Origin of the sequence: Streptomyces sp. NPDC048606 (genome assembly GCF_040650855.1) — a bacterium.
Classification (GTDB): domain Bacteria; phylum Actinomycetota; class Actinomycetes; order Streptomycetales; family Streptomycetaceae; genus Streptomyces.
Map to the genome: position 1 here is coordinate 135,746 of NZ_JBEZIB010000001.1, position 22,072 is coordinate 157,817.

At 73.2% G+C, this 22,072-nt stretch carries 23 protein-coding genes; 16 read left to right on the forward strand and 7 right to left on the reverse strand.

The window, feature by feature from the left end:
• Positions 1-86: 86 nt before the first annotated feature.
• Positions 87-770, forward strand: a complete 684-nt coding sequence (locus AB0D01_RS00525) for a hypothetical protein (RefSeq protein ID WP_363052598.1) — start codon at positions 87-89, stop codon at positions 768-770.
• Between the two features lie 32 nt (positions 771-802).
• On the opposite strand, the gene AB0D01_RS00530 is transcribed toward AB0D01_RS00525, so the two are convergent.
• Positions 803-1,243, reverse strand: coding sequence for a nuclear transport factor 2 family protein (locus AB0D01_RS00530; protein ID WP_363052600.1), 441 nt, complete (start codon positions 1,241-1,243; stop codon positions 803-805).
• A 91-nt stretch (positions 1,244-1,334) separates the two neighbouring features.
• Between AB0D01_RS00530 and AB0D01_RS00535 the strand changes: the two genes are divergently transcribed.
• Together AB0D01_RS00535 and AB0D01_RS00540 are read left to right on the forward strand one after the other, a co-directional pair.
• Positions 1,335-1,904, forward strand: a complete 570-nt coding sequence (locus tag AB0D01_RS00535; protein ID WP_363052602.1) for a PadR family transcriptional regulator — start codon at positions 1,335-1,337, stop codon at positions 1,902-1,904.
• The gene (locus AB0D01_RS00540; RefSeq protein WP_363052604.1) at positions 1,891-2,670 is read left to right on the forward strand and encodes an SGNH/GDSL hydrolase family protein; all 780 of its coding nucleotides are present in this window, start codon (positions 1,891-1,893) and stop codon (positions 2,668-2,670) included. The genes AB0D01_RS00535 and AB0D01_RS00540 overlap by 14 nt, the downstream gene beginning before the upstream one ends.
• On the opposite strand, the gene AB0D01_RS00545 is transcribed toward AB0D01_RS00540, so the two are convergent.
• Positions 2,667-3,464: a VOC family protein gene (locus AB0D01_RS00545; RefSeq protein ID WP_363052606.1), complete on the reverse strand. Its 798-nt coding sequence runs from the start codon at positions 3,462-3,464 to the stop codon at positions 2,667-2,669. The genes AB0D01_RS00540 and AB0D01_RS00545 overlap by 4 nt on opposite strands.
• Positions 3,465-3,641: 177 nt before the next feature.
• Between AB0D01_RS00545 and AB0D01_RS00550 the strand changes: the two genes are divergently transcribed.
• Entirely contained in the window at positions 3,642-4,496 is an 855-nt protein-coding gene (locus AB0D01_RS00550; RefSeq protein ID WP_363052608.1) for a sulfurtransferase, read from the forward strand.
• Positions 4,497-4,650: 154 nt separating this feature from the next.
• Here the strand turns inward: AB0D01_RS00550 and sepH are convergent, their stop codons facing one another.
• Positions 4,651-5,670 carry a septation protein SepH gene (gene sepH / locus AB0D01_RS00555; protein ID WP_363052610.1) on the reverse strand — a complete coding sequence of 340 codons (1,020 nt, stop codon included), beginning with the start codon at positions 5,668-5,670 and terminating at the stop codon, positions 4,651-4,653.
• 532 nt (positions 5,671-6,202) lie between these two features.
• Here sepH and AB0D01_RS00560 point away from each other — a divergent pair.
• Complete coding sequence (locus AB0D01_RS00560) at positions 6,203-7,105, forward strand: hypothetical protein (protein ID WP_363052612.1); 903 nt, start codon at positions 6,203-6,205, stop codon at positions 7,103-7,105.
• Between the two features lie 7 nt (positions 7,106-7,112).
• Here the strand turns inward: AB0D01_RS00560 and AB0D01_RS00565 are convergent, their stop codons facing one another.
• Complete coding sequence (locus tag AB0D01_RS00565) at positions 7,113-8,450, reverse strand: D-arabinono-1,4-lactone oxidase (RefSeq protein WP_363052614.1); 1,338 nt, start codon at positions 8,448-8,450, stop codon at positions 7,113-7,115.
• Positions 8,392-9,657 (reverse strand): MFS transporter, encoded by a 1,266-nt coding sequence (locus AB0D01_RS00570; protein WP_363052616.1) that lies wholly within the window; start codon positions 9,655-9,657, stop codon positions 8,392-8,394. The genes AB0D01_RS00565 and AB0D01_RS00570 overlap by 59 nt, the downstream gene beginning before the upstream one ends.
• A gap of 183 nt (positions 9,658-9,840) precedes the next feature.
• Between AB0D01_RS00570 and AB0D01_RS00575 the strand changes: the two genes are divergently transcribed.
• Together AB0D01_RS00575 and AB0D01_RS00580 are read left to right on the forward strand one after the other, a co-directional pair.
• Entirely contained in the window at positions 9,841-11,001 is a 1,161-nt protein-coding gene (locus AB0D01_RS00575; RefSeq protein WP_363052618.1) for a ferrochelatase, read from the forward strand.
• A gap of 29 nt (positions 11,002-11,030) precedes the next feature.
• A complete protein-coding gene (locus AB0D01_RS00580) occupies positions 11,031-11,831 on the forward strand; it encodes an inositol monophosphatase family protein (protein WP_363053037.1) in 801 nt (266 codons plus the stop codon).
• A 192-nt stretch (positions 11,832-12,023) separates the two neighbouring features.
• Here the strand turns inward: AB0D01_RS00580 and AB0D01_RS00585 are convergent, their stop codons facing one another.
• The gene (locus AB0D01_RS00585; protein WP_363052620.1) at positions 12,024-12,191 is read right to left on the reverse strand and encodes a hypothetical protein; all 168 of its coding nucleotides are present in this window, start codon (positions 12,189-12,191) and stop codon (positions 12,024-12,026) included.
• Positions 12,192-12,462: 271 nt separating this feature from the next.
• Between AB0D01_RS00585 and AB0D01_RS00590 the strand changes: the two genes are divergently transcribed.
• From AB0D01_RS00590 to AB0D01_RS00605, 4 genes are all read left to right on the forward strand, one after another.
• Positions 12,463-13,116, forward strand: coding sequence for a response regulator transcription factor (locus AB0D01_RS00590; protein WP_030036265.1), 654 nt, complete (start codon positions 12,463-12,465; stop codon positions 13,114-13,116).
• 5 nt (positions 13,117-13,121) lie between these two features.
• The gene (locus AB0D01_RS00595; protein ID WP_363052622.1) at positions 13,122-14,369 is read left to right on the forward strand and encodes a HAMP domain-containing sensor histidine kinase; all 1,248 of its coding nucleotides are present in this window, start codon (positions 13,122-13,124) and stop codon (positions 14,367-14,369) included.
• Between the two features lie 395 nt (positions 14,370-14,764).
• The gene (locus AB0D01_RS00600) at positions 14,765-15,061 is read left to right on the forward strand and encodes a DUF4193 domain-containing protein (protein WP_363052624.1); all 297 of its coding nucleotides are present in this window, start codon (positions 14,765-14,767) and stop codon (positions 15,059-15,061) included.
• A gap of 10 nt (positions 15,062-15,071) precedes the next feature.
• Positions 15,072-16,010, forward strand: coding sequence for a hypothetical protein (locus AB0D01_RS00605; protein ID WP_363052626.1), 939 nt, complete (start codon positions 15,072-15,074; stop codon positions 16,008-16,010).
• Between the two features lie 97 nt (positions 16,011-16,107).
• Here the strand turns inward: AB0D01_RS00605 and AB0D01_RS00610 are convergent, their stop codons facing one another.
• A complete protein-coding gene (locus AB0D01_RS00610) occupies positions 16,108-16,578 on the reverse strand; it encodes a DUF3093 domain-containing protein (RefSeq protein WP_363052627.1) in 471 nt (156 codons plus the stop codon).
• A 57-nt stretch (positions 16,579-16,635) separates the two neighbouring features.
• Here AB0D01_RS00610 and AB0D01_RS00615 point away from each other — a divergent pair, with 57 nt between their 5' ends.
• From AB0D01_RS00615 to AB0D01_RS00635, 5 genes are all read left to right on the forward strand, one after another.
• Positions 16,636-17,220, forward strand: coding sequence for a PaaI family thioesterase (locus AB0D01_RS00615; RefSeq protein ID WP_363052629.1), 585 nt, complete (start codon positions 16,636-16,638; stop codon positions 17,218-17,220).
• Positions 17,220-17,756, forward strand: a complete 537-nt coding sequence (gene dut, locus AB0D01_RS00620; RefSeq protein ID WP_363052631.1) for a dUTP diphosphatase — start codon at positions 17,220-17,222, stop codon at positions 17,754-17,756. The genes AB0D01_RS00615 and dut overlap by 1 nt, the downstream gene beginning before the upstream one ends.
• Before the next feature lies 1 nt (position 17,757).
• The gene (locus tag AB0D01_RS00625; protein ID WP_363052633.1) at positions 17,758-18,540 is read left to right on the forward strand and encodes a DUF3710 domain-containing protein; all 783 of its coding nucleotides are present in this window, start codon (positions 17,758-17,760) and stop codon (positions 18,538-18,540) included.
• A gap of 202 nt (positions 18,541-18,742) precedes the next feature.
• Entirely contained in the window at positions 18,743-21,385 is a 2,643-nt protein-coding gene (locus tag AB0D01_RS00630) for a sensor histidine kinase KdpD (protein ID WP_363052635.1), read from the forward strand.
• On the forward strand, positions 21,382-22,068 hold the full coding sequence (locus tag AB0D01_RS00635; protein WP_363052637.1) for a response regulator: 687 nt from the start codon (positions 21,382-21,384) through the stop codon (positions 22,066-22,068). The genes AB0D01_RS00630 and AB0D01_RS00635 overlap by 4 nt, the downstream gene beginning before the upstream one ends.
• Positions 22,069-22,072 lie beyond the last annotated feature (4 nt).

A 22,072-nucleotide genomic window follows, 5' to 3' on the forward strand; every position in this document is an offset into this window, starting at 1 on the left:
ATCCAGTGAGCACACGCGTACGCGGACGGGTCGCACCGTCCCTGGGGCCGGCCAGGCGGCGCCGCCCGGGGTGGAAGGGCGTCGCGATGATGCCCTTCGTCCTCGCCGCGCGCATCCACCGGCCGATCCGGCCGGACCGGCTCCGGGACCCGGCCATCGAGTCGGCGCAGATCGCCCGTACGGCGATCGGCGTCCTGGCCACCCTCTGGCTGGTCTTCGCGTACCCGTTGCGCGAGTCCGCCGGGGCGGTGGTGGAGGGGAAGATCGTCGAACTCGTGGTGAGCGCGGGCATGCTGCTCGTCCTCGGGCCGATCGCGCTGACCGCCTTCGTGATGGGAGCCCGGCCGCCGGGTCCCGCCTTCTACCGGCCGAGGCTGAGCGGACCCATGACCTCCCTCGGGGCACTGTTCGCCACGGCGCTGCTGCTGTGGCTGAACCTCATGTTCGGCTCCGTGCTGCTCGGGCCGCTGGCCGGGCTGGTCGTGCTGGTCCTGCTGCCGTTCGCGCTCGCCTCGGCCGTGCTCTGCGTCCACCACACCTTCCGGGCGGCGGACGTCCACGAGGTGCTCCCGCCGCTGATATCGCCGGTGTTGGTGTGGTCGATGTGCGTGGTGCAGCTCTTCGACGCGCCCCCCGTGGCCGCCCCGGCGTGGGTGCGGGTGCTCTTCCTGGTCGGGCCGCCCGTGTCGGTGACCGCGCTGTCGGCGTGGGAGCTGCGCCGACTGCGCGTGCGCCACGGGATCACCGTCCGGTTGGCCCTGGGCCGGTAGGCCCGCGCACGGGCCCGGGCCCGCGCCCGGGGTCAGGGCGCCAGGCCGTCGGCGACCAGTCCGGCCAGGACGGCTTGGCCCAGGGCGTGCACGGCGGACTGGGGGCGGACCATCACCGTGAACTCCTTGATCCGACCCGCCTCGTCGAACTGGAGCAGGTCGATCCCGTGGATCTGCCGCCCGTCCACCGTGGCCCGGAAGGGCAGGATCACCGACGGAGCCGACTCGCCGTCCGCGCTCGTCTCGGCCTCGCCCTCCAGGCGGCCCAGGTAGCGCAGGTCCTCGAAGACCCGCAGCAGCACCCCGAAGAGGCCGAGGACCATCTCCTTGCCCTCGAAGGGGACGAACTTCACCGGGCTGTAGAGGCGGACGTCGGGCGCGAACAGCTCCTCCAGCCCGGCCCGGTCCCGCTTCTCCACGGCCTCCCGGAAGCGTTCCGCGGTCTTCGGTCCCGGTTCGGTGTTCGGCTGCACGGCGATCCCTTCCCCTACTCAACAATATGACTAGTAAGTTTTTTGAGTATGATGCCGAGGACAGCGACGGAAGGGAAGGGGGCGACCCGCGATGGCCCTGCGACACGCGGTACTGGCCGCGCTGCTCGACGGCGAGTACAGCGGCTACCAGTTGGCGAAGGGCTTCGACATCGGCGTCGCGAACTTCTGGCACGCCGTCCCCCAACAGCTCTACGCCGAGCTGGCCAAACTGGAGAAGGACGGCCTCGTCACGGGCCGCGAGGTGGTCCAGGAGGGGCGCCCCAACAAGCGCGTCTTCCGCGTCACCGAGGCCGGCCACGCCGAGCTGGAACGGTTCGCCGAGGCCCCCTCCAAGCCCTCCTTCATCCGCGACGACCTCCTGGTCAAGGTGCAGAGCGCCGACCGCATCGGCACCGCCGAGGTCATCGCGCAGCTGGAGGAACGGGCCACCGCCGCCGAGGCCAAGATCGAGATCCTCACCCGGCTGCTGCGCACCCTGCGCGGTCCGCTGGACGAGGACGCGTACCTCCTGCGGGGCGAGCGCATCGGCGGGTACCTCACCTGCCTGCGCGGCCTCGCCTTCGAAGAAGGTCACCGGGACTGGTGCGTGCGCGCCGCCGGCGTCCTCAGGGAAAGGCAGCGAGCCCATGCACAGCGGTGAGTACCTGCGCTACGTCGCCCTGGGCGACAGCCAGACCGAGGGGGTCGGCGACGGGGACGACACCATCGGCCTGCGCGGCTTCGCCGACCGGTTCGCCGAACGGCTGGCGGTCGTCAACCCCTCGCTCCTCTACGCCAACCTCGCCGTCCGGGGTCGACTCGCCCACCAGGTCCGCGCAGGGCAACTCGCCCCCGCGCTCGCCCTGCGCCCCGACATCGCCACCGTCGTCGCCGGCGTCAACGACCTGCTGCGGCCCGGCTTCGACGCCGCCCGGGTGGCCGGCGAACTGGAGGAGATGTTCGCCGCGCTGACCGCCTCCGGGGCCCGCGTGGTGACCGTGACCTTCCCCGACGTGGCGAGGATCGCGCCCCTGGCCCGGCCCCTCGCACCCCGGGTCGTCGCCCTCAACGCGCACATCCGCGCCGCGGCCGCCCGTCACGGGGTGGCCGTCGCCGAGACCGGCGGGGCGGCCGTCTCCACCGACCCCCGCCTGTGGAGCGTCGACCGGCTGCACGCCGCCCCGCTGGGCCACGACCGGATCGCCGCCGCCCTCGCCCACGCCGTGGAGCTGCCCGGCAGCGACGACGCCTGGACCCGCCCCCTGCCGCCCCGACCGACCCCCACCGTGCTGCGGAGCGCCGTGGGCGAGGCCCGCTGGCTGGCCGGCTTCCTCGGCCCCTGGCTGGCCCGCCGGCTGCGCGGCGCCTCCTCGGGCGACGGCCGCACCGCCAAGCGCCCCCACCTGGAACCCCTCACACCCCGCTAGGGTCGATCGGAGGGGGCGGAGCGGATCACCGTGAACGCCGCGCCCTCCGGGTCGGCCACGGTGGCCTGCCGGCCGCCCTGCCCGTCGTGGGGCGGCGTCACGACGCGCCCGCCCAGCGCGCCCACCCGGGCGGCGGCCGCGTCGGGGTCCGCCACCTCGAAGTACGTCATCCAGTGCGGGCCCCGGTCGTGCGGCAGCGCCCGGCCCACGCCGTGCACCGCGGCCACCGGGCGCCCCTCCAACCGCAGCGTCACGTAGTCGAAGTCGGCCCCGGCGCCGGGGTGCGTCACCGCCTCGTGCCCGAAGACGTGCTGGTAGAACTTGCCGACCGTGGTGGTGTCCTGCGTGACCAGCTCGTTCCAGACCGGGCTGCCCGCCGCCCCGTAGCGGTGCGTCTCCCGACGCGGTCCCGTCTGCCAGATCCCGAAGATCGCGCCCAGCGGGTCGGAGCAGATCGCCACCCGACCCACCACGCCCGCGTCCAGCGGGCCCACCGCGACGGTCCCGCCGCAGGAGCGGATCGCCTCGGCCGACACGTCCGCGTCGTCCGTGGCGAAGTACGTGGTCCAGGAGACCGGCAGGTGCCGGTCCGGCGGCATCTCGCCGATGCCGGCCACCTCCCGGCCGTCGAGGAACGCCCGTACGTAGGGGCCGAGCTGGGCGGGGCCCGGCTCGTACTCCCAGCCGAACAGGTCGGCGTAGAAGTCCTCGGTGCTTCCCAGACCGTGCACCATCAGGCTCACCCAACACGGTGCGCCGGCCGGGCGACGCACGATCCCCGCTGCCTCCGTCATGTCAGCCGTCTCCTCCGTCGTGGCCCGAATTCCCCCGCAGATGCTTCCACTCCGCGGCGTGCGCCGCGCCCCGACCGGCCGGATCGCGGGGCTCGGGGGAGAGATGACCGAATCACTGCGGCCGGTCGATGTCGGCCTTGTTACGCGGGCTCGGAAGTGGGGAGGAAGATGGGCCCCATGACTGCGATTCTCTCGGCCTCCGCACTGATGACCGAGCTGGCGGGCCCCCGGCCGCCGGTGCTCCTGGACGTCCGCTGGCAGCTGGGCGGGCCCGACCAGCGCCCCGCCTACGAGGCGGGCCACCTGCCCGGCGCCGTGTACGTCGACCTCGACCGCGAACTGGCAGGTCCGCCCGGGTCGGGCGGCCGCCACCCGCTGCCCGACCCGGAGGCGTTCGGCGCGGTGATGCGCCGGGCCGGCGTCCGCGCCGACGAGCCGGTGGTCGTGTACGACGGCGGTCAGGGCTGGGCCGCCGCGCGCGCCTGGTGGCTGCTGCGCTGGACGGGTCACACGGCGGTGCGCGTACTGGACGGTGGCCTGGCCGCGTGGACGGCGGCGGACGGTCCGGTATCGGCCGACACGCCGACCCCCGCCGAAGGCGATTTCAAGCCAAACCCCGGGGCGCTCGGGCTCCTCGACGCGGACGAGGCGGCCGATCTGGCCCGTACGGGGCTCCTGCTGGACGCCCGCGCTGGGGAGCGCTACCGGGGCGAGGTCGAGCCGATCGACCCCGTCGGCGGTCACATCCCGGGCGCGGTGTCGGCTCCGACCACGGAGAACGTGGACGCGGACGGCCGCTTCCTGCCGGCCGAGCGGCTGCGCGACCGCTTCGCCGCACTGGGCGCCTCCGAGGAGACTCCGGTCGGGGTCTACTGCGGCTCCGGCGTCTCCGGAGCGCACGAGGTGCTGGCGCTGGAGGTGGCGGGGATCCCGGCGGCCCTGTACGCGGGCAGCTGGTCGCACTGGTCCTCGGACCCGAGCCGCCCCGTGGCCACGGGACCGAACCCGGACGGCTCGCCGCGGGAGGCCTGAGCCGCGCGGCGGTTCGGCGGGCCCGGAGGCATCGCGCGTCCGGGCCCGTCGCGGCCCGAGCGCACCCCGACGGGCCGGTATCCCGACGGGGCGGCACCCCGACGGGCCCGGAGCCCGTCGCTCCGTCCCGCCGGTCCGCCCGCTGCTACTCCTGCTACTCCTGCTTCTTGCGCCGGGTCCCGAAGACGATCTCGTCCCAGCTGGGCACCGCCGCACGGCGCCCCGGACGGACCCCGTCGGCCTCGGCCTGGCGGTCCGTCGTCCCGGTGAGCCGGTCGCGGTGGCCCGCGACCGTGCGCGGCATCAGCACGTCGGCGTACGCCGATCCGGCCCCGGCCGAGGCCGCCGCGGCGGGCGGCTCCTCGCTCTCCGCCTCGTCGGCGGGTGGATCGGAGCGGTCCGGCACCACCAGGTCCCCGCGGAAGCTCGGCACGGCCTCCAGCAGGCTGGTCAGCGTGTCCCGTTCTTCCTCGGGCTCCGGCGGGGCCGGGGCGACGGGGCGTTCCATGGGGCGGTCGAGCGTCCGGTCCAGCGGCCGGTCGCGCGGCAGTCGGGCGATCCTCGGGACGAAGGGGAAGCTCGGCTCGGGGGTCGAGGGCAGGTCGTCGGACTCGCCGATCAGCGAGCGCGCCTCGTCGTCCACGGCGACGACCAGCCGGCGCGGCGGGTCGTACGTCCAGCTCGCGGAGTGGGGTTCGGTGGCGACCCGGTAGACGAGCAGCACCTCCCAGGTGCCGTCGTCGCGGCGCCAGGAGTCCCACTGGACGGAGTCCTTGTCGGCCCCGCGCAGGGTGAGGCGCTCCTGCACGGCCTCGCCCAGCTGGGGTCCGGTGTTCTCGCCGGGGCGGCGTACGGGGGTCTTGCGGGCCCGCTCCGCCATGAAGGCGCGCTCGGCCAGCACCGGACCCTCGAAGCGGCGCACCCGGTCGACGGGGATGCCGGCAAGCTGCGCGACCTCCTCGGCGGAGGCACCGGCTCGTATGCGGGCCTGGATGTCGCGCGGGCGGAGGTGGCTCTCCACCTCGATCTCGATCTGGTTCAGGCGCGCGCGGTCATTGCGCACGGCAGCCCGCAGCCGCTCGTCGATCGGAAGCGTGTACTCCGTGCTGTCCGCAGCCTTGAGCACCAGTCGTGTTCCGTCATTCGAGACGGCCACGACACGCAGTTCGGGCATGGGGACCTCCCGGGTGGTGCCTGCCGACGTCACGTGCGTCGCTGCTTCCGCTAGTCGAGTGTGGCCTGCCCGGGTGCAGCCTGCCACAACCTTGCCGAGTTAAACCGGCGTGTCGGGCATGCGCCCTTGATCGACGTTATGGCACGGTTACCTGTTGGGCACGCACAGTGACCGGTTGGTTACTGTGCGCAGCAGGAGCCCGTGCGATACCGCGGCATCACCGGTCTTGAGCGCCGTTTCTCCATCAGTCGGCCCCCTCTCCCGAGTCCGGACATCCGTAAGGAAGGACGGCCCCAGGGCTCGCCACAGTACTCCATTCGGGCCACCTGGGTGGACCGCCGCGCCGCCGAACTTGTCCCGGGCGGCGGGAGTTGGCGTGCCCGGAATCGGGCCCGCGTCCGGGCCGACCTGCGCACGCGTCCGAATTCGGGTGTCCTGCTTCACAGAATCCCCAGATCCGGAACCATCCGTTTCGCTCGGCGGTCAGTAACTCCAGGAAGAGGAGAAGCGCGAGAGGCGGGACGCACCGGGGATGACGAAGGTTCGCAAGACGGGACAGGAAGCCGAGAGCGCCGAATCCGGGGGCCGGGGGCTCGATCTGAGCGTGGCCCAGGTCGCGGGCAGCTCCCTCGCCACCGTCGCGGCGGCCCTGCTCGCCTCGAAGCTCGGCGTCTACGGAACCATCCTGGGCGCCGGCGTGGTGAGCGTGGTCGCCACCGCGGGCGGGCCCGTCATCCAGCACGTCTTCCGGCGCACCGGCGACCAGTTGCGCGAGGGCGCCCGCCCCCGGTCCCGCCGGGCGGGGAAGCCGGCGGTCCCGGAGCCGGTCCCGGACGGGGTCGAGGGCCCGCCGCCCTCGGGGGAGTTCGGGGCGGCCACCGTGCACGGGACCCGCGTACGGGGCTGGAAGCGGACGGCGGTGGCCTCCGCGGCGGCCTTCGCCGTGGCCATCGGCGGGCTCGGGACCTACGAGGCCGTCGCCGGCACCTCGGTCAGCAGCGGCGGCGACACCCTCTTGTCGGGCGGCACCCGCAAGGCCCCCGACCACCGCCCCTCCCCGCGCGAGGACGGCCGGGACGGGTCCCGCGAGGGCGGCAAGGAGGGCGGACGCGGGGGCGAGGACGGCGCGGGCACGCGGCCCGGCCCCTCCCCGAGCCCCTCGCACCCGCACTCCGGCGAAGGCACCGGAGGCACGGGCGGCACCGGGGGTACCGGCGGAGGCGGATCCCCCTCGCCGGACACGGGAGCCTCGAACACCCCGGACCCGGCGAAGCCCTCGCCGGACCCGTCGCCCTCGAAGCAGACCCCGAAGCCCGATCCGGCCACCGGGGGCTCGACCGGCGCGGGGACCGGCGGCGGCCAGGGCGCCGGCTCCGGCTCCGGCACGGGGTCCGGCTCCGGTACCGGCGCGAACGGTTCCCCGGCCGCGCCCTGACCCGGGCTCAGCTCCCCAGGACCCGCCGCAGGTAGTCGTTGCCGAACACCCGGTCCGGGTCGAGGCGGTCGCGCAGCGCGGTGAACTCACCGAAGCGCGGGTAGGCCTCGGCGAGGTAGGCCGCGTCCCGGGTGTGCACCTTGCCCCAGTGCGGCCGGCCGCCGTGGGCGGTGAAGATCCGCTCGGCGGCGGTGAAGTAGGCCTGGTACGGGGTGCCCCGGTACATGTGCACCGCGATGTACGCCGTCTCCCGGCCCGAGGCCGTGGACAGCGTGATGTCGTCGGCCGGGGCCGTCCGCACCTCCACCGGGAAGCTGATCCGCAGGGAGGAACGGTCCACGGCCGCCCTCAGTTCCCGCAGCGCCTCGACCACGTGCTCGCGCGGAAGGGCGTACTCCATCTCCACGAACCGCACCCGGCGCGGGCTGGTGAACACCTTGTAGGGGATGTCGGTGTAGGTGCGCGCGGACAGGGCGCGGCTGGCGATCCGGGCGATGGAGGGGACGGTCGCCGGGAAGGCCCGCCCGACCGAGTTGACGGCCTGGAAGAGGCCGTTGGACAGCAGCTCGTCCTCGATCCAGGCGCTGACGGCGCCGGGCGGGGCGGCGGGGCCCTGGCTGCGGTTGTTGCGCTTGGTGTTGCAGTTGCCGGTGTGCGGGAACCAGTAGAACTCGAAGTGCTCGTTCTCCGCGACGTGCCGGTCGAACTCCGCGAGCACCCGCTCGAAGGGCATCGGCTCCTCGCGGGCGGTGAGGAGGAAGATCGGCTCCACCGCGAAGGTCAGCGAGGTGACGATGCCCAGGGCCCCGATGCCGAGCCGGGCCGAGGCGAAGACCTCGGGGTTCTCCTTCTCCGAACAGGTCAGCAGGGATCCGTCGGCGGTGACCAGCTCCAGGGCGCGGATCTGGGCGGCTATGGAGGCCGAGTCGCGGCCGGTGCCGTGGGTGCCCGTCGAGGTCGCGCCGGAGACCGTCTGCTCCATGATGTCGCCCATGTTGGCGAGCGAGAGGCCCTCGCGCGCCAGGGCCCGGTTGAGGTCCTCCAGGACCGTGCCGGCCGCCACCGTCACGGTGCCGGCGGCCCGGTCGAGCGACAGGATCCCGGTGAGCGCCTGGGGGCGCACCAGCACCCCGTCGGTGGCCGCGGCCGCCGTGAAGGAGTGCCCGGTGCCGACCGCCTTGACCCGCAGTCCGTCCGAGGCGGCCCGGCGGACCTCCTCCCGGAGCTCGTCCACCGTGCGCGGGGCGACCACGCGCGCGGGGGTGGACGAGACGTTCCCCGCCCAGTTACGCCACGTGGCCGGCCCGGTCGTCCCCGCTGTCCGTGCTCTCGCTGTCCGCACCATCGCCCGCTGTCTCCTCCCCTAGCGCCGGCCTCGTCAGCCGGCGGTATCCCGCGAACGCCACCGCCGCCGCGGCCGCCCCCGCCGAGAGGGAGACGACGTACCCGCGGCTCGCGCCGGCGGCGTCGATGACCAGTCCGGTCACCGAGGAGCCGAGCGCGACGCCGACCGCGAGGCCGGTGCTGATCCAGGTCATGCCCTCGGTCAGCTTCGCGCGTGGTACGTGCGCCTCGATCAGGGCCATCGTGGTGATCATCGTGGGAGCGATGGCGAGGCCCGAGACGAAGAGCGCCACGGCCAGAAACGGAAGGTTCCCGGCCAGTAGGAGGGGGATCATACTCACGGCCATCGCACAGATGCCCAGTACCCAACGGGGTTCGGCCCGACCCTTGAGGTGCAGCAGGCCGAAGACGATTCCGGCGATACAGGACCCCGCCGCCCAGATCGCCAGGATGAAGCTGGCCGAGGACTTGCTGCCCTGCTCCTCGGCGAAGGCCAGGGTGGACACGTCGATGGAGCCGAAGATCGCGCCCGTGGCCACGAAGGTGGCGGTCAGCACCTGGAGGCCGGGGGAGCGCAGCGCCGAGGTGCGGTCGCCTCCCTCGACGCGCGGGTGCGGGGCCGGTTCGGTCGAGCGCTGGGCCGTGAGCAGCCAGACGCCGACCATCAGGCAGACGGCGGCGATGAGCGGGCCGGCCTCGGGGAACCAGGTGGTGGAGAGTCCGATGGCCAGGATCGGGCCGAAGATGAAGCAGACCTCGTCGACCACGGACTCGAAGGAGTACGCGGTGTGCAGCTCGCGCGGGGAGTCCCGGTAGATCACGGTCCAGCGGGCGCGGACCATGGAGCCGACGCTGGGCACGCAGCCGGCGACGGCGGCGCACACGAAGAGGGTCCAGTCGGGCCAGCCCCGCGCGGCGGCCACGAGCAGGACCGCGACGGCGGCGACCGAGATCAGCGTGGCGGGGCGCAGGACCCGGCGCTGGCCGTACTGGTCGACCAGGCGGGAGACCTGGGGGCCGATGAAGGCGGCGGCGAGGGCGAGGGTGCCGGTCAGCGCGCTGGCCATGGCGTAGCGGCCGGTGATCTCGGAGATCATCGTGAGGATGCCGACGCCCACCATGGAGATCGGCAGCCGTCCTATGAGGCCGGCGGCGCTGAACGCCGTGGTTCCGGGGGCCGCGAATATCGCGCGGTAGGGACTGGGCAAGGTGTCTCCGTAAGGGACGTCGGTGGCCCGAACAGATTACGACCGCCGGCCGACAGCCGCACGGGGCCGGCCGTTCGGAACAGGCGGCGGAACAAGAACTTAGGGTCACCTTACCTTTCGACGCGTCCGCGATGCGGACCGGGCGGTTCTCCCGGGCGAACGCCTGGTGGCAGGATTCGAGACATGTCAGACCAGCTCCGTGCCCCCGAAGCGGTTGCGGCCCACGGCCTCGCCGCCCCCTACGACGCCCTCCTGCTGCTGTCCTTCGGCGGCCCCGAGGGACCCGACGACGTCGTGCCGTTCCTGGAGAACGTCACGCGCGGGCGCGGCATCCCGCGCGAGCGGCTCAAGGAGGTCGGGCAGCACTACTTCGGCTTCGGCGGCGTCAGCCCCATCAACGGGCAGAACCGCGAACTCCTCGACGCGCTGCGCAAGGACTTCGCCGAGCACGGGCTGGACCTGCCCGTCTACTGGGGCAACCGGAACTGGGCCCCGTACCTCACCGACACCCTGCGCGAGATGGCCGCCGACGGCCGCCGCCGCATCGCGGTCCTCGCCACCAGCGCCTACGCCTCCTACTCGGGCTGCCGCCAGTACCGGGAGAACCTCGCCGACGCGCTGGCCGCCCTGGAGGCGGAAGGCGTGGCCGAGCTGCCCCGCGTCGACAAGCTGCGCCACTACTTCAACCACCCCGGCTTCGTCCAGCCCATGATCGACGGAGTGCTCGCCTCGCTGGCCGGCCTCCCCGACGCGGTCCGCGACGGCGCCCACCTGGTCTTCACCACCCACTCCATCCCGACGGCCGCCGCCGACACCTCCGGGCCCGCCGCCGAGCACGGCGAGGGCGGCGCGTACGTCCGCCAGCACCTGGACGTCGCCCGGGTCATCGCCGACGCCGTCCGCGCGGAGACGGGCGTCGAGCGCCCCTGGGAGCTCGTCTACCAGTCGCGCAGCGGCGCCCCGCACATCCCGTGGCTGGAGCCCGACATCTGCGACCACCTGGAAGCCCTGCACGGCGCCGGCGCCCCGGCCGCCGTCATGGTCCCGATCGGCTTCGTCTCCGACCACATGGAGGTCCTCTACGACCTCGACACCGAGGCCACCGCGAAGGCCGCCGAGCTGGGCCTGCCCATCGCCCGCTCCGCCACCGTCGGCGCGGACCCGCGCTTCGCCGAGGCGGTACGCGACCTGCTGCTGGAACGGGCCGCCGCCGAACGCGGCGAGGACGCGCGGCGCTGCGCCCTCGGTCTGCTCGGAGCGAGCCCCGACCGGTGCGCCGTGGGTTGCTGCCCGACCCGGGCGCCGCGTCCCGCGGCGGCCGGGGTCGACAGCCCGTACGCGTAGGCTGCGCGACCGTGACGACCGAAGACACGCTGACCGAAGACCTGAAGGCCGAACTCCTCGACGTGGGGCTGGAGGCCGCCCGGCGGGCCGGTGAACTCCTGCGCGACGGACGGCCCGCCGACCTGTCGGTGGCCGCCACCAAGTCGAGCGCCGTCGACGTGGTGACCGAGATGGACCTCGCCGCGGAGAAGCTGATCACCGGCGTCCTCGCCGCCCGCCGCCCCGACGACGGGCTGCTCGGCGAGGAGGGCGCCGACGTCCCCGGCACCAGCGGGATCCGCTGGATCGTCGACCCCCTCGACGGCACCGTCAACTACCTCTACGGGCTGCCGAGCTGGGGCGTGTCCATCGCCGCCGAGTACCGGGGCGAGACGGTGGTCGGCGTGGTGGCGGCCCCGATGCGCGGGGAGACGTACCGCGCGGTGCTCGGCGGCGGGGCCTGGTCCGGCGAGAACCGGCTGGCCTGCCGGCCGGCCGCGCCGCTGGACCGGGCGCTCCTGGGCACCGGCTTCGCCTACGTGCAGGCCCGTCGCGCCCACCAGGCCCGGGTCGTCGCGGGGATCATCCCCCTGGTCCGGGACATCCGGCGCGGCGGCTCGGCGGCGCTGGACCTGTGCGACGTCGCAGCCGGGCGCCTGGACGGCTACTACGAGCGGGGGCTCAACCCCTGGGACCTGGCGGCGGGCGACCTGATCGCCCGTGAGGCGGGCGCCCTCACCGGAGGCCGACCGGGCCTGCCGGCCTCGGGGGAGCTGACCCTGGCCGCCACGCCGGCGGTCTTCGCCTCGCTCCAGCCGCTGCTGGAGGACGCCGGGGCCTGGCACGACTGACGGCGCGCGGGGTTCCGTACGCCCGCGCCCGCGCCCGCGCACTCCCGCGCTCCCCGCGCCGGGGAACGACGGACCCCGGCCGCCCGTGGGGCGACCGGGGTCCGGTCCGTGCGCGTGCTCGGGTCGTGCGGAACCGCCTGGGCGCCGCGGGGGTCGGGGGTCGGGGTGAACTGTCGTGCGGACGCGGCCGGTTCAGGCCGCGGAGACCGGTACGCCGTGTTCGGCGGCGAGCCGCTGGAGGTCCTCCAGCTCGGCCTGTTCCACATCGGCGAGGTGGTCGTCGCCCGTCTCACGGGCCTTGCTGAGGTCCGACTGCGTGGTCTTGATGCGCTGCAGGAGACCCGCGGTAAATGCGTCCATGGTGGGTGCGCCCCCTCTTCGTGGGTCGGCGGCGGGCGAGCACGTGGCTGTCCGCCGTCAGGGAGTGGCCGGGGTGTTCTGTCGTCCTCCCCGGCACCCGGGTCCCAGAAACCTCGTGAGGCGAGGGAATCCTCGCTTCCTCCCGCGAACACCCCGCACATCCGTGCCGGAAGGGCCCTCAGGGGCGCCTTACAGCCGGTTTACGGCCGAAACCGGCAGGATGGACGCGCAATACACGTGTGCCCTTCTGGGCTCGAGGGAAGGAAACGACGTGCGCGTACTCGTCGTCGAGGACGAGCAGCTGCTCGCCGATGCGGTGGCCACCGGCCTGCGGCGGGAGGCCATGGCCGTGGACGTCGTGTACGACGGCGCCGCGGCCCTGGAGCGCGTCGGGGTGAACGACTACGACGTGGTGGTGCTCGACCGTGACCTTCCGCTGGTGCACGGGGACGACGTCTGCCGGAAGATCGTCGAGCTGGGCATGCCCACGCGGGTCCTCATGCTGACCGCCTCCGGCGACGTCAGCGACCGGGTCGAGGGCCTGGAGCTGGGCGCGGACGACTACCTGCCCAAGCCCTTCGCCTTCACCGAGCTGACCGCCCGCGTCCGGGCGCTCGGACGGCGTACGACCGTCGCCCTGCCGCCGGTCCTGGAGCGGGCAGGCATCAAGCTGGACCCGAACCGGCGCGAGGTGTTCCGCGAGGGCCGCGAGGTACAGCTCGCACCGAAGGAGTTCGCGGTGCTGGAGGTGCTGATGCGCAGCGAGGGGACGGTGGTCTCCGCCGAGCAGCTCCTGGAGAAGGCCTGGGACGAGAACACCGACCCGTTCACCAACGTGGTCCGCGTGACCGTCATGACCCTGCGCCGCAAGCTCGGCGAGCCGCCGGTCATCGTCACCGTGCCCGGTTCCGGATACCGGATCTGACGAGGATGGCCGCGACCCCGGCGCCACCGACGGCGCCACCGAAACCGACCTGGGACCCCGGCCCGCCCGAGGGTCCCTTCCCTTGGCTGCGGCCGACCATCCGCATACGGCTCACGCTGCTGTACGGCGGGATGTTCCTCATCGCGGGGATCCTGCTGCTGTCGATCATCTACCTGCTGGCCGCGCAGGCCCTGCGCCAGGGCAACGCGCTCCCGTTCCAGATCGTCGGGGGACAGCAGGTCAAGGTCTCCAGCAGCACCTGTCCCGGCGTGGTGGGCATCGACCAGTCGTTCGACCAGTTCAACAACGCCATCGGCCAGTGCATCCTGGAACAGCGCCGGCACGCCCTGGACGACCTGCTCAGCCGGTCGCTGATGGCCCTCCTGGGCCTCAGCGTCATCGCCTTCGCCTTCGGGTACGCGATGGCCGGCCGGGTGCTCTCGCCGCTGGGCAAGATCACCCGCACGGCGCGCCGGGTGGTCGGCTCCGACCTCACCCGACGGATCGAGCTGGACGGACCGGACGACGAGCTCAAGGAGCTCGCCGACACCTTCGACGAGATGCTCGACCGTCTGGAGCGGGCCTTCACGGCGCAGCAACGCTTCGTGGCCAACGCCTCGCACGAGTTGCGGACCCCGCTCGCGATCAACCGGACGCTGCTGGAGGTCCACCTCTCGGACCCCGGCGCCCCGGTCGAGCTCCAACAGCTGGGCAAGACGCTGCTGGCCACCAACGAGCGCAGCGAACAGCTCGTGGAGGGCCTGCTGCTGCTGGCCCGCAGCGAGAACCAGATCGTCGAGCGCAAGCCGGTGGACCTGGCGGAGGTGGCCTCGCGCGCCCTCGACCAGGCCCGCGGGGAGGCGCTCGCCAAGGGCGTGGAGATCCGCGGCGAACGCGCTCTGGCCGTGGTGCAGGGCAACGGCGTGCTGCTGGAGCGGATCGCCCTCAACCTGGTGCAGAACGCGGTCCGGTACAACGTGCCGGAGGGCGGCTGGGTGGAGGTGACCACCGAGGTCCAGCACGGCCAGGCGGTGCTCCTCGTATCGAACACGGGTCCCGTGGTTCCCGCGTACGAGGTGGACAACCTCTTCGAGCCGTTCAGACGGTTGCGTACGGAGCGAACGGGCAGCGACAAGGGTGTGGGGCTGGGTCTGTCGATCGCGCGCTCCGTGGCGCGCGCACACGGCGGACGCATCCTCGCGACGCCCCGCGAGGGCGGTGGCCTCGTGATGCGTGTCACGTTGCCCCTCTGATCGCCCACCGACCGACCCACCGGTCTGTTCGCTGTCGGCGGAATGGCCGGGTGCTGCGGTGGACGGTACCTGTGTGATCGATCACATTGTCGAGTGTCGGGTCATGTGCGTTCTGTGACCCCGGGAAGGCCGGAAAGCCCGGGAAGTCCGGGTTTCCGGCCCCCCGAACGGCGGGAAATACACGGGGTGGCGTTTGTGCAAGACGGCCCCCGGACCGTGTACGGTCCCGGTCGTCATCCCAGCTACAGGCTCCTTCGGGCGTGCGGCTGGGTGTCGATTGAGTAACAGACCTTGATGTGAGGCAAAATCTCCGCCTCAGGTCGGGCACAAGTCCGGCCTCTCGCGCGTTACGTGCGCTGAGACACCGCTAAATCCCAGAGGGGGAGAGCGAAAAAATGGCAACGGACTACGACACCCCACGCAAGACCGACGACGACGTCGACAACGACAGCATCGAAGAGCTGAAGGCTCGACGGAGCGAGAAGTCGTCCTCCAGCGTCGACGTCGAGGACTTCGACGGCGCCGAGAGCCTGGAACTGCCCGGCGCGGACCTCTCCAACGAGGAACTGGCCGTCCGGGTCCTCCCCAAGCAGGCGGACGAGTTCACCTGCATGAGCTGCTTCCTGGTGCACCACCGCAGCCAGCTGGCACGTGAGAAGAACGGTCAGCCGATCTGTCGCGACTGCGACTGAGGGCTCGGCTGTGACAGGTTCGACGCCCTTCCGGAAGCGACGTTTCCGGAAGGCGGAAGGATCGGACGGACAGCCGGAGGCGGCAGCCACGGGCCTGGAAACGGGCCCTGGCCGCACGGCTCCCGGCGCATTCGGCTCCGGTACGACCGTCGAGCCCTCCGACACCGCGCGGGCGGTGCCACCGGCCCTCACGGCCGAGGAGGGGTCCCGGGGCAGGCCCGGGGCGCGTCGGCTGCAAGCGGTGAGGAACGGTGTGCGCAGGGGCGGCGATACGGCGAAGGCCGCCGCCCTGTACATCGCCGACCGCGTCATCGAGAACGCCCCGCGCGTTCCCGTGCGGGACCTCGCGACCCTGCGCGCGCAGTTCCCCGGGCTGGACGCGGACCAGCTCGCGGACAAACTGATCTACGGCGCGGCCAACGCCACGTCCACCGTCGGCGCCGGCATCGGAGCCGCCGCGATGCTCCCCGTGCCGCCCGCCATGCCGGCGGAGCTGGCCGCCGAGATCACGGCCGTCGCCGCGATCGAGCTGAAGCTCGTCGCCGAACTCCACGAGGTCTACGGACAGCGCCCTCCGGGCACGCTGAAGGACCGCAGCTTCGCCTACCTCACGGCCTGGACCGAGGAGCGGGGCATCGACCTGACCAAACCGACGACGCTCAACGCGGCGCTCGGCGGTCAGATGAAGCGCGAACTGCGCCAACAGATCATGAAGCGGATGTTCCGCAACCTGCCCAACCTCATGCCGTTCATGGTGGGCGCCGCCGTCGGGGCCGTCATGAACCGCCGCGACACCCGCAAACTCGCCGAGAAGGTCCGTACGGACCTGCGCGAGCGCGCCGTGCCCTGGGAGTCCCTCGCGGCCCTGCCGCCCCTTGAGCAGCCCTCCCAGCCCCTTCCCGAGGCCACCAGGGCCGCACTCGAAGGTCCGCGGGACCCGCGGCTCTGAGTCCGGGCCCGCCCGGCGCCGCCACCGGGGCGTCACCCGGGGGCTCGATCGGGCGTCACCCCGGCGCCGACATCGGGCGTCACCCCGGCCCGCCGGCTCAGGCGCCGGTCGGGGCGCCCTTCGCCGCGCGGATCGCGCCGGCCAGGGCCTCGGGCTCGCGCGTGGAGACGTACACGTAGGGCGTCGGGTCCGTCGGGTCGGTCACCTCGACGCGCACCGCCGTCGGGACGTAGCTGCGCATCAGCATGAAGGCGCGGGTGTCCGCCTTGTACGTCCGCCAGGCGCGGGCCTCCTCCGGGTCCAGCACCTCGGGCTCGCCCAGCGCCGCCACCGGGATGCGGGCGTCGCCCGCGGCCAGCGAACCGTTCACCACGCGCACGCGCGCGGAACCGTACGAGCTCACCAGCATCCCCGTCAGCGCGGCGCCGCCGACCAACCCCACCAACAGCGGCAGGGTGCCCAGCGGCAACAGCATCAGCGCGCACGCCACCCCGACGAGCGCGCAGATGCCCCACCAGGAGCGAGGGGCGGACAGGCGTTCGTCGTGGTGCGCGGAGGAGAGCTGCATACGGCAAGCCTGCCACGAGGCGACCGGTGGGTAGCCGCGCGGGTAAGGTCAGCGGCTGTGAGTGGACGAAACACAGCGTTGACGCCCCCGGCCAACGCCACCGCGCCGGTACGCCATCCCGACGCCCCGGCACCCGGGGAGCTCCTCGGCGCGCACTACGAGCACTGTTTCGGCTGTGGCGAGGGCCAGCCCCACGGGCTGCACCTCGAAGCACGCGCGGGCGAGGGCGTCCGCGTCAGCGCCGAGTTCACCGTCAAGCCCGCTCATCAGGGTGCGCCCGGCCTCGCCCACGGCGGCGTCCTGGCCACCGCGCTCGACGAGACGCTGGGTTCCCTGAACTGGCTGCTGCGCGTCATCGCGGTGACCGGCCGGCTGGAGACGGACTTCGTGCGGCCCGTGCCGGTCGACACGGTGCTGTACCTGGAGGCCGAGGTCACCGCCGTCGCCGGACGGAAGATCTACTCCACGGCGGTGGGCCGGATAGGCGGCCCCGAGGGCCCGGTCGCGGTCCGTGCCGACGCCCTTTTCATCGAGGTGAAGGTCGACCACTTCATCGACAACGGCCGTCCCGAGGAGATCCGGGCGGCGATGGCCGACCCGGACCAGGTCAGGCGCGCACGCGCCTTCGAGGTGAACCCCTGATGCCCCAGAACCCCAACGCACCGGTGGACGTACTGATCCGCCGCGTCGACCCCGAGGTGCCCCTGCCCTCCTACGGTCACCCCGGCGACGCGGGCTGTGACCTCGTCACCACCGTGGCCGCCGAGCTGGAACCCGGAGAGCGGGCGGTCCTGCCCACCGGGGTCTCCATCGCCCTGCCCGACGGGTACGCCGCCTTCGTGCACCCGCGCTCCGGTCTGGCCGCCCGCTGCGGGCTCGCGCTCGTGAATGCCCCGGGGACGGTGGATGCCGGGTACCGTGGGGAAATCAAGGTGATCGTGGTCAATCTCGACCCCCGCGAGAGCGTCAGGTTCGAGCGTTTCGACCGCATTGCCCAGCTGGTTGTCCAGCGGGTCGAGAAGGTGCGCTTCCACGAGGTGGCGGAACTTCCCGGCTCGGCCCGGGCCGAGGGGGGTTTCGGCTCCACCGGCGGTCATGCGGCCGTGGCCGGATCCGGAGCTGGTCAGCAGGGTGGGAATGGCTACGCTTCGGTCGTAACCGACCGGGAAGGACAGTGACGTGTTCGGACGTCGCAAGAAGAACGACTCCGCCCAGGACGGCGGCGCGGCCGAGCAGGTCGACGGCGTGCGCGCCGATGAGCCGTCCGGGACCGACGAGCCGGGCGGCGACCGGCCGCGCCGGCTGAACCTGCCTCCGGCGCCGCGCCCCGACGGCCCGTGGGACGTCTCCGAGGTGCTCGGCAACCCGGCCGACGGCCGGGTCGACCTGGGCGGCATCCTCGTGCCCGGCGTCGAGGGCATGGAACTGCGCGTCGAGGTCGCGGGCGACGCGATCGTGGCCGCCACTGTGGTCCTCGGCGACAGTGCCGTGCAGCTCCAGGCCTTCGCCGCCCCCAAGAAGGAGGGCATCTGGGGCGAGGTCCGCGACGAGATCGCCTCCGGCATCACCCAGCAGGGCGGCATCATCGACGAGGTCGACGGCACGCTCGGCTGGGAGCTGCGCGCGCAGGTCCCCGTACCGCTGCCCGACGGGCAGACCGGTGCCCAGCTGGTCCGCTTCGTCGGCGTCGACGGACCGCGCTGGTTCCTGCGCGGCGTCATCTCCGGCCAGGGCGCGGTGCGCCCCGAGTCGGCCGGCGTGCTGGAGCAGATCTTCCGGGACACCGTCGTCGTGCGCGGCGACGGCCCGATGGCCCCGCGCGACCCGATCGTTTTGAAGCTGCCCAACGACGCCCAGATGGTGCCGGACGGCGTGCAGACGGCCGAGGACCAGGAGAGCTCCCGCTTCTCCGGTGGCATGGGTCAGCTGGAGCGCGGCCCGGAGATCACCGAGGTCCGCTGACCGGACTTCGGGGCACGGGGTCCGACGAGCGCGCGCCGCACGCGGCGCGCGGCGAGGTTCCACGCCGGTGGGCCCGTCCTTCGGGGCGGGCCCACCGGCGCGTCCGCGTCCGGGCGACCGGCGGCGTCAGGGTTGCGTCAGGGATCGGCCCGGCGTCGCGCATCGGTGCGTGAAGCGCGGGTACGTCCCGGAGAATGGGCGCATGGGACGCGGCAGACTACGGATCTATCTCGGCGCGGCACCCGGTGTGGGCAAGACGTACGCCATGCTCTCGGAAGGCCACCGCAGGGTGGAGCGGGGCGGGGACTGCGTCGTCGGCTTCGTCGAGCACCATGGGCGGCCGCGCACCGAGGTCATGCTGCACGGCCTGGAGCAGGTGCCGCGCACGGAGCTGACGCACCGGGGCGCCGTCTTCACCGAGATGGACGTGGACGCCGTACTGGCCCGCCGGCCCGCCGTGGCCCTGGTGGACGAACTGGCGCACACCAACGTCCCGGGCTCGCGCAACGGCAAGCGCTGGCAGGACGTCGAGGAGCTGCTGCGGGCGGGGATCGATGTGGTCACCACCGTGAACATCCAGCACCTGGAGTCCCTCGGGGACGTGGTCGAGTCGATCACCGGGGTGCGGCAGCGGGAGACCGTGCCGGACGAGGTGGTCCGGCGGGCCGACCAGATCGAGCTCGTGGACATGTCCCCGCAGGCCCTGCGCCGCCGGATGGCCCACGGGAACATATACAGGTCCGACAAGGTCGACGCGGCCCTGTCCAACTACTTCCGGCCGGGCAACCTCACCGCCCTGCGCGAGCTCGCGCTGCTGTGGGTGGCCGACCGGGTCGACGAGTACCTCCAGCAGTACCGCGGCGAGCACGGCATCAGCTCGACCTGGCAGGCCCGCGAGCGGATCGTGGTGGGGCTCACCGGGGGTCCGGAAGGGCGCACCCTGATCCGGCGGGCCTCCCGGATGGCGGCCAAGGGCTCCGGCAGCGAGATCCTCGCCGTCTACATCGCCCGCAGCGACGGTCTGACCTCGGCCTCCCCGAAGGAGCTCGCGCTCCAGCGGACCCTGGTCGAAGACCTCGGAGGAACGTTTCACCATGTGATCGGCGACAACGTCCCCGAGGCCCTCCTGGAATTCGCCCGCGGGGTCAACGCCACGCAGATCGTGCTCGGATCCAGCCGGCGCAAGGCCTGGCAGTACGTCCTGGGACCCGGCGTCGGCGCCACCGTCGCCCGCGACTGCGGCCCCGACCTCGACGTCCACATCGTCACCCACGAACAGGTGGCCAAGGGGCGCGGACTGCCCGTGGTCCGCACCACCGCCCGACTGGGCCGGCCGCGGATCGTGGCCGGCTGGGTGGTGGGCGTCGTCCTCCCCGCCCTGCTGTGCCTGCTGCTGACGCACATCGACGCCGACCCCGGCCTCGCCAACGACATGCTGCTCTTCCTGGCCCTGACGGTGGCCGCCGCGCTGCTCGGCGGACTGTGGCCGGCCCTCGCCTCGGCCGCCTTCGGCTCGCTGCTGCTGAACTACTTCTTCGCGCCGCCGCTGCACCGGTTCACCATCTCCGACCCCAAGAACATCATGGCCATCGCGGTCTTCTTCGGGGTCGCGGTCTCGGTCGCCTCGGTGGTGGACCTCGCCGCCCGGCGCACCCACCAGGCCGCGCGGCTGCGCGCCGAGTCCGAGGTCCTCTCCTTCCTGGCGGGGAGCGTGCTGCGCGGGGAGACGGCCCTCGGGGCGCTCCTGGAGCGGGTGCGCGAGACCTTCGCGATGGAGTCGGTGGCCCTGCTGGAGCGCGCCGGCGACACCGAGCCGTGGACGCCCGCCGGCAGCATCGGACCGCGCCCGGCCGCCCGGCCCGAGGACGCCGACGTCGACATGCCGATCGGCGACCACATGGCCCTGGCCCTGTCCGGGCGGGTGCTGCCCGCCGGCGACCGCCGGGTGCTGGGCGCCTTCGCCGCCCAGGCCGCCGTGGTGCTGGACCGCCAGCGCCTCGTCGGGGAGGCGGAGGAGGCCCGCCGCCTGGCGGAGGGCAACCGGATCCGCACCGCGCTGCTGGCCGCCGTCAGCCACGACCTGCGTACGCCCCTGGCCTCCATCAAGGCCTCCGTCAGCTCGCTGCGCTCCGACGACGTGGAGTGGTCCGAGGCGGACCGGGCCGAACTGCTGGAGGGCATCGAGGCCGGCGCCGACCGGCTCGACCACCTGGTGGGCAACCTGCTGGACATGTCCCGGCTGCAGACCGGCACCGTGACCCCGCTGATCCGGGAGATCGACCTCGACGAGGTGGTGCCGATGGCGCTGGGCGGCGTACCGGAGGACAGCGTGGTGCTGGACGTGCCCGAGACCCTGCCCATGGTGGCGGTCGACCCCGGTCTGCTGGAGCGCGGCGTGGCCAACGTGGTGGAGAACGCCGTCAAGTACAGCCCGCCCGGTGAGCCCGTCCTCGTGGCCGCCAGCGCCCTCGGGGACCGGGTCGAGGTGCGCGTCGTCGACCGGGGGCCCGGGGTGCCGGACGAGGCCAAGGACCGGATCTTCGCCCCCTTCCAGCGCCACGGGGACGCCCCGCGCGGCGCGGGGGTGGGGCTGGGGCTGGCCGTGGCCCGGGGGTTCGCCGAGGCCATGGGCGGCACCCTCGCGGCGGAGGACACCCCCGGGGGCGGGCTGACCATGGTCCTGACCCTGCGCGCGGCGGCCCCGGCGGCCGGGGGACCCGTAGGGCCCGGGGCGACCCCGGGAACCGGGGGAGCGGCGGCGCGCGTAGAGACGGTGGAGCCCGTGGAGCCCGGGCCGGACGTGGAGCCGGCCGGACCCGCACGACAGAAAGCAGGACCCCAATGACCCGGGTGCTCGTGGTGGACGACGAACCCCAGATCGTCCGAGCCCTCGTGATCAACCTCAAGGCGCGCAGGTACGAGGTCGACGCGGCGTCCGACGGGGCGGGAGCCCTGGAGATGGCCGCCGCGCGCCACCCCGACGTGGTCGTCCTCGACCTCGGCCTGCCCGACATGGACGGGGTCGAGGTGATCAAGGGGCTCCGCGGCTGGACCCGGGTGCCGATCCTGGTCCTCTCCGCACGGCACAGCTCCGACGAGAAGGTCGAGGCCCTCGACGCGGGCGCCGACGACTACGTCACCAAGCCCTTCGGCATGGACGAGCTGCTGGCCCGGTTGCGGGCGGCCGTCCGGCGCGCCGAGCCCACCGCCGGCGCGGGCGGGGACGAGGTGATCGTCGAGACCGAGGGCTTCAGCGTCGACCTGGCCGCCAAGAAGGCCGTCCGCGCGGGGCGCGACGTACGCCTGACGCCCACCGAATGGCACCTGTTGGAGGTGCTGGTGCGCAACGGCGGCAAGCTCGTCAGCCAGAAGCAGCTCCTCCAGGAGGTGTGGGGACCCTCGTACGGGACGGAGACCAACTACCTGCGGGTCTACATGGCGCAATTGCGCCGCAAGCTGGAGGCGGACCCCTCGCACCCCCGGCACTTCATCACCGAACCGGGCATGGGATACCGCTTCGAGAGGTAGTGGG

Coding starts and splice junctions, on each gene's coding strand:
- AB0D01_RS00635 (WP_363052637.1), top strand. CDS start 21,382: ATGACCCGGGTGCTCGTGGTGGACGACGAACCCCAGATCGTCCGAGCC.
- AB0D01_RS00575 (WP_363052618.1), top strand. CDS start 9,841: ATGTCAGACCAGCTCCGTGCCCCCGAAGCGGTTGCGGCCCACGGCCTC.
- AB0D01_RS00545 (WP_363052606.1), bottom strand. CDS start 3,464: ATGACGGAGGCAGCGGGGATCGTGCGTCGCCCGGCCGGCGCACCGTGT.
- AB0D01_RS00600 (WP_363052624.1), top strand. CDS start 14,765: ATGGCAACGGACTACGACACCCCACGCAAGACCGACGACGACGTCGAC.
- AB0D01_RS00540 (WP_363052604.1), top strand. CDS start 1,891: ATGCACAGCGGTGAGTACCTGCGCTACGTCGCCCTGGGCGACAGCCAG.
- dut (WP_363052631.1), top strand. CDS start 17,220: ATGCCCCAGAACCCCAACGCACCGGTGGACGTACTGATCCGCCGCGTC.
- AB0D01_RS00610 (WP_363052627.1), bottom strand. CDS start 16,578: ATGCAGCTCTCCTCCGCGCACCACGACGAACGCCTGTCCGCCCCTCGC.
- AB0D01_RS00550 (WP_363052608.1), top strand. CDS start 3,642: ATGACTGCGATTCTCTCGGCCTCCGCACTGATGACCGAGCTGGCGGGC.
- AB0D01_RS00525 (WP_363052598.1), top strand. CDS start 87: ATGATGCCCTTCGTCCTCGCCGCGCGCATCCACCGGCCGATCCGGCCG.
- AB0D01_RS00560 (WP_363052612.1), top strand. CDS start 6,203: ATGACGAAGGTTCGCAAGACGGGACAGGAAGCCGAGAGCGCCGAATCC.
- sepH (WP_363052610.1), bottom strand. CDS start 5,670: ATGCCCGAACTGCGTGTCGTGGCCGTCTCGAATGACGGAACACGACTG.
- AB0D01_RS00565 (WP_363052614.1), bottom strand. CDS start 8,450: ATGGTGCGGACAGCGAGAGCACGGACAGCGGGGACGACCGGGCCGGCC.
- AB0D01_RS00535 (WP_363052602.1), top strand. CDS start 1,335: ATGGCCCTGCGACACGCGGTACTGGCCGCGCTGCTCGACGGCGAGTAC.
- AB0D01_RS00595 (WP_363052622.1), top strand. CDS start 13,122: ATGGCCGCGACCCCGGCGCCACCGACGGCGCCACCGAAACCGACCTGG.
- AB0D01_RS00630 (WP_363052635.1), top strand. CDS start 18,743: ATGGGACGCGGCAGACTACGGATCTATCTCGGCGCGGCACCCGGTGTG.
- AB0D01_RS00585 (WP_363052620.1), bottom strand. CDS start 12,191: ATGGACGCATTTACCGCGGGTCTCCTGCAGCGCATCAAGACCACGCAG.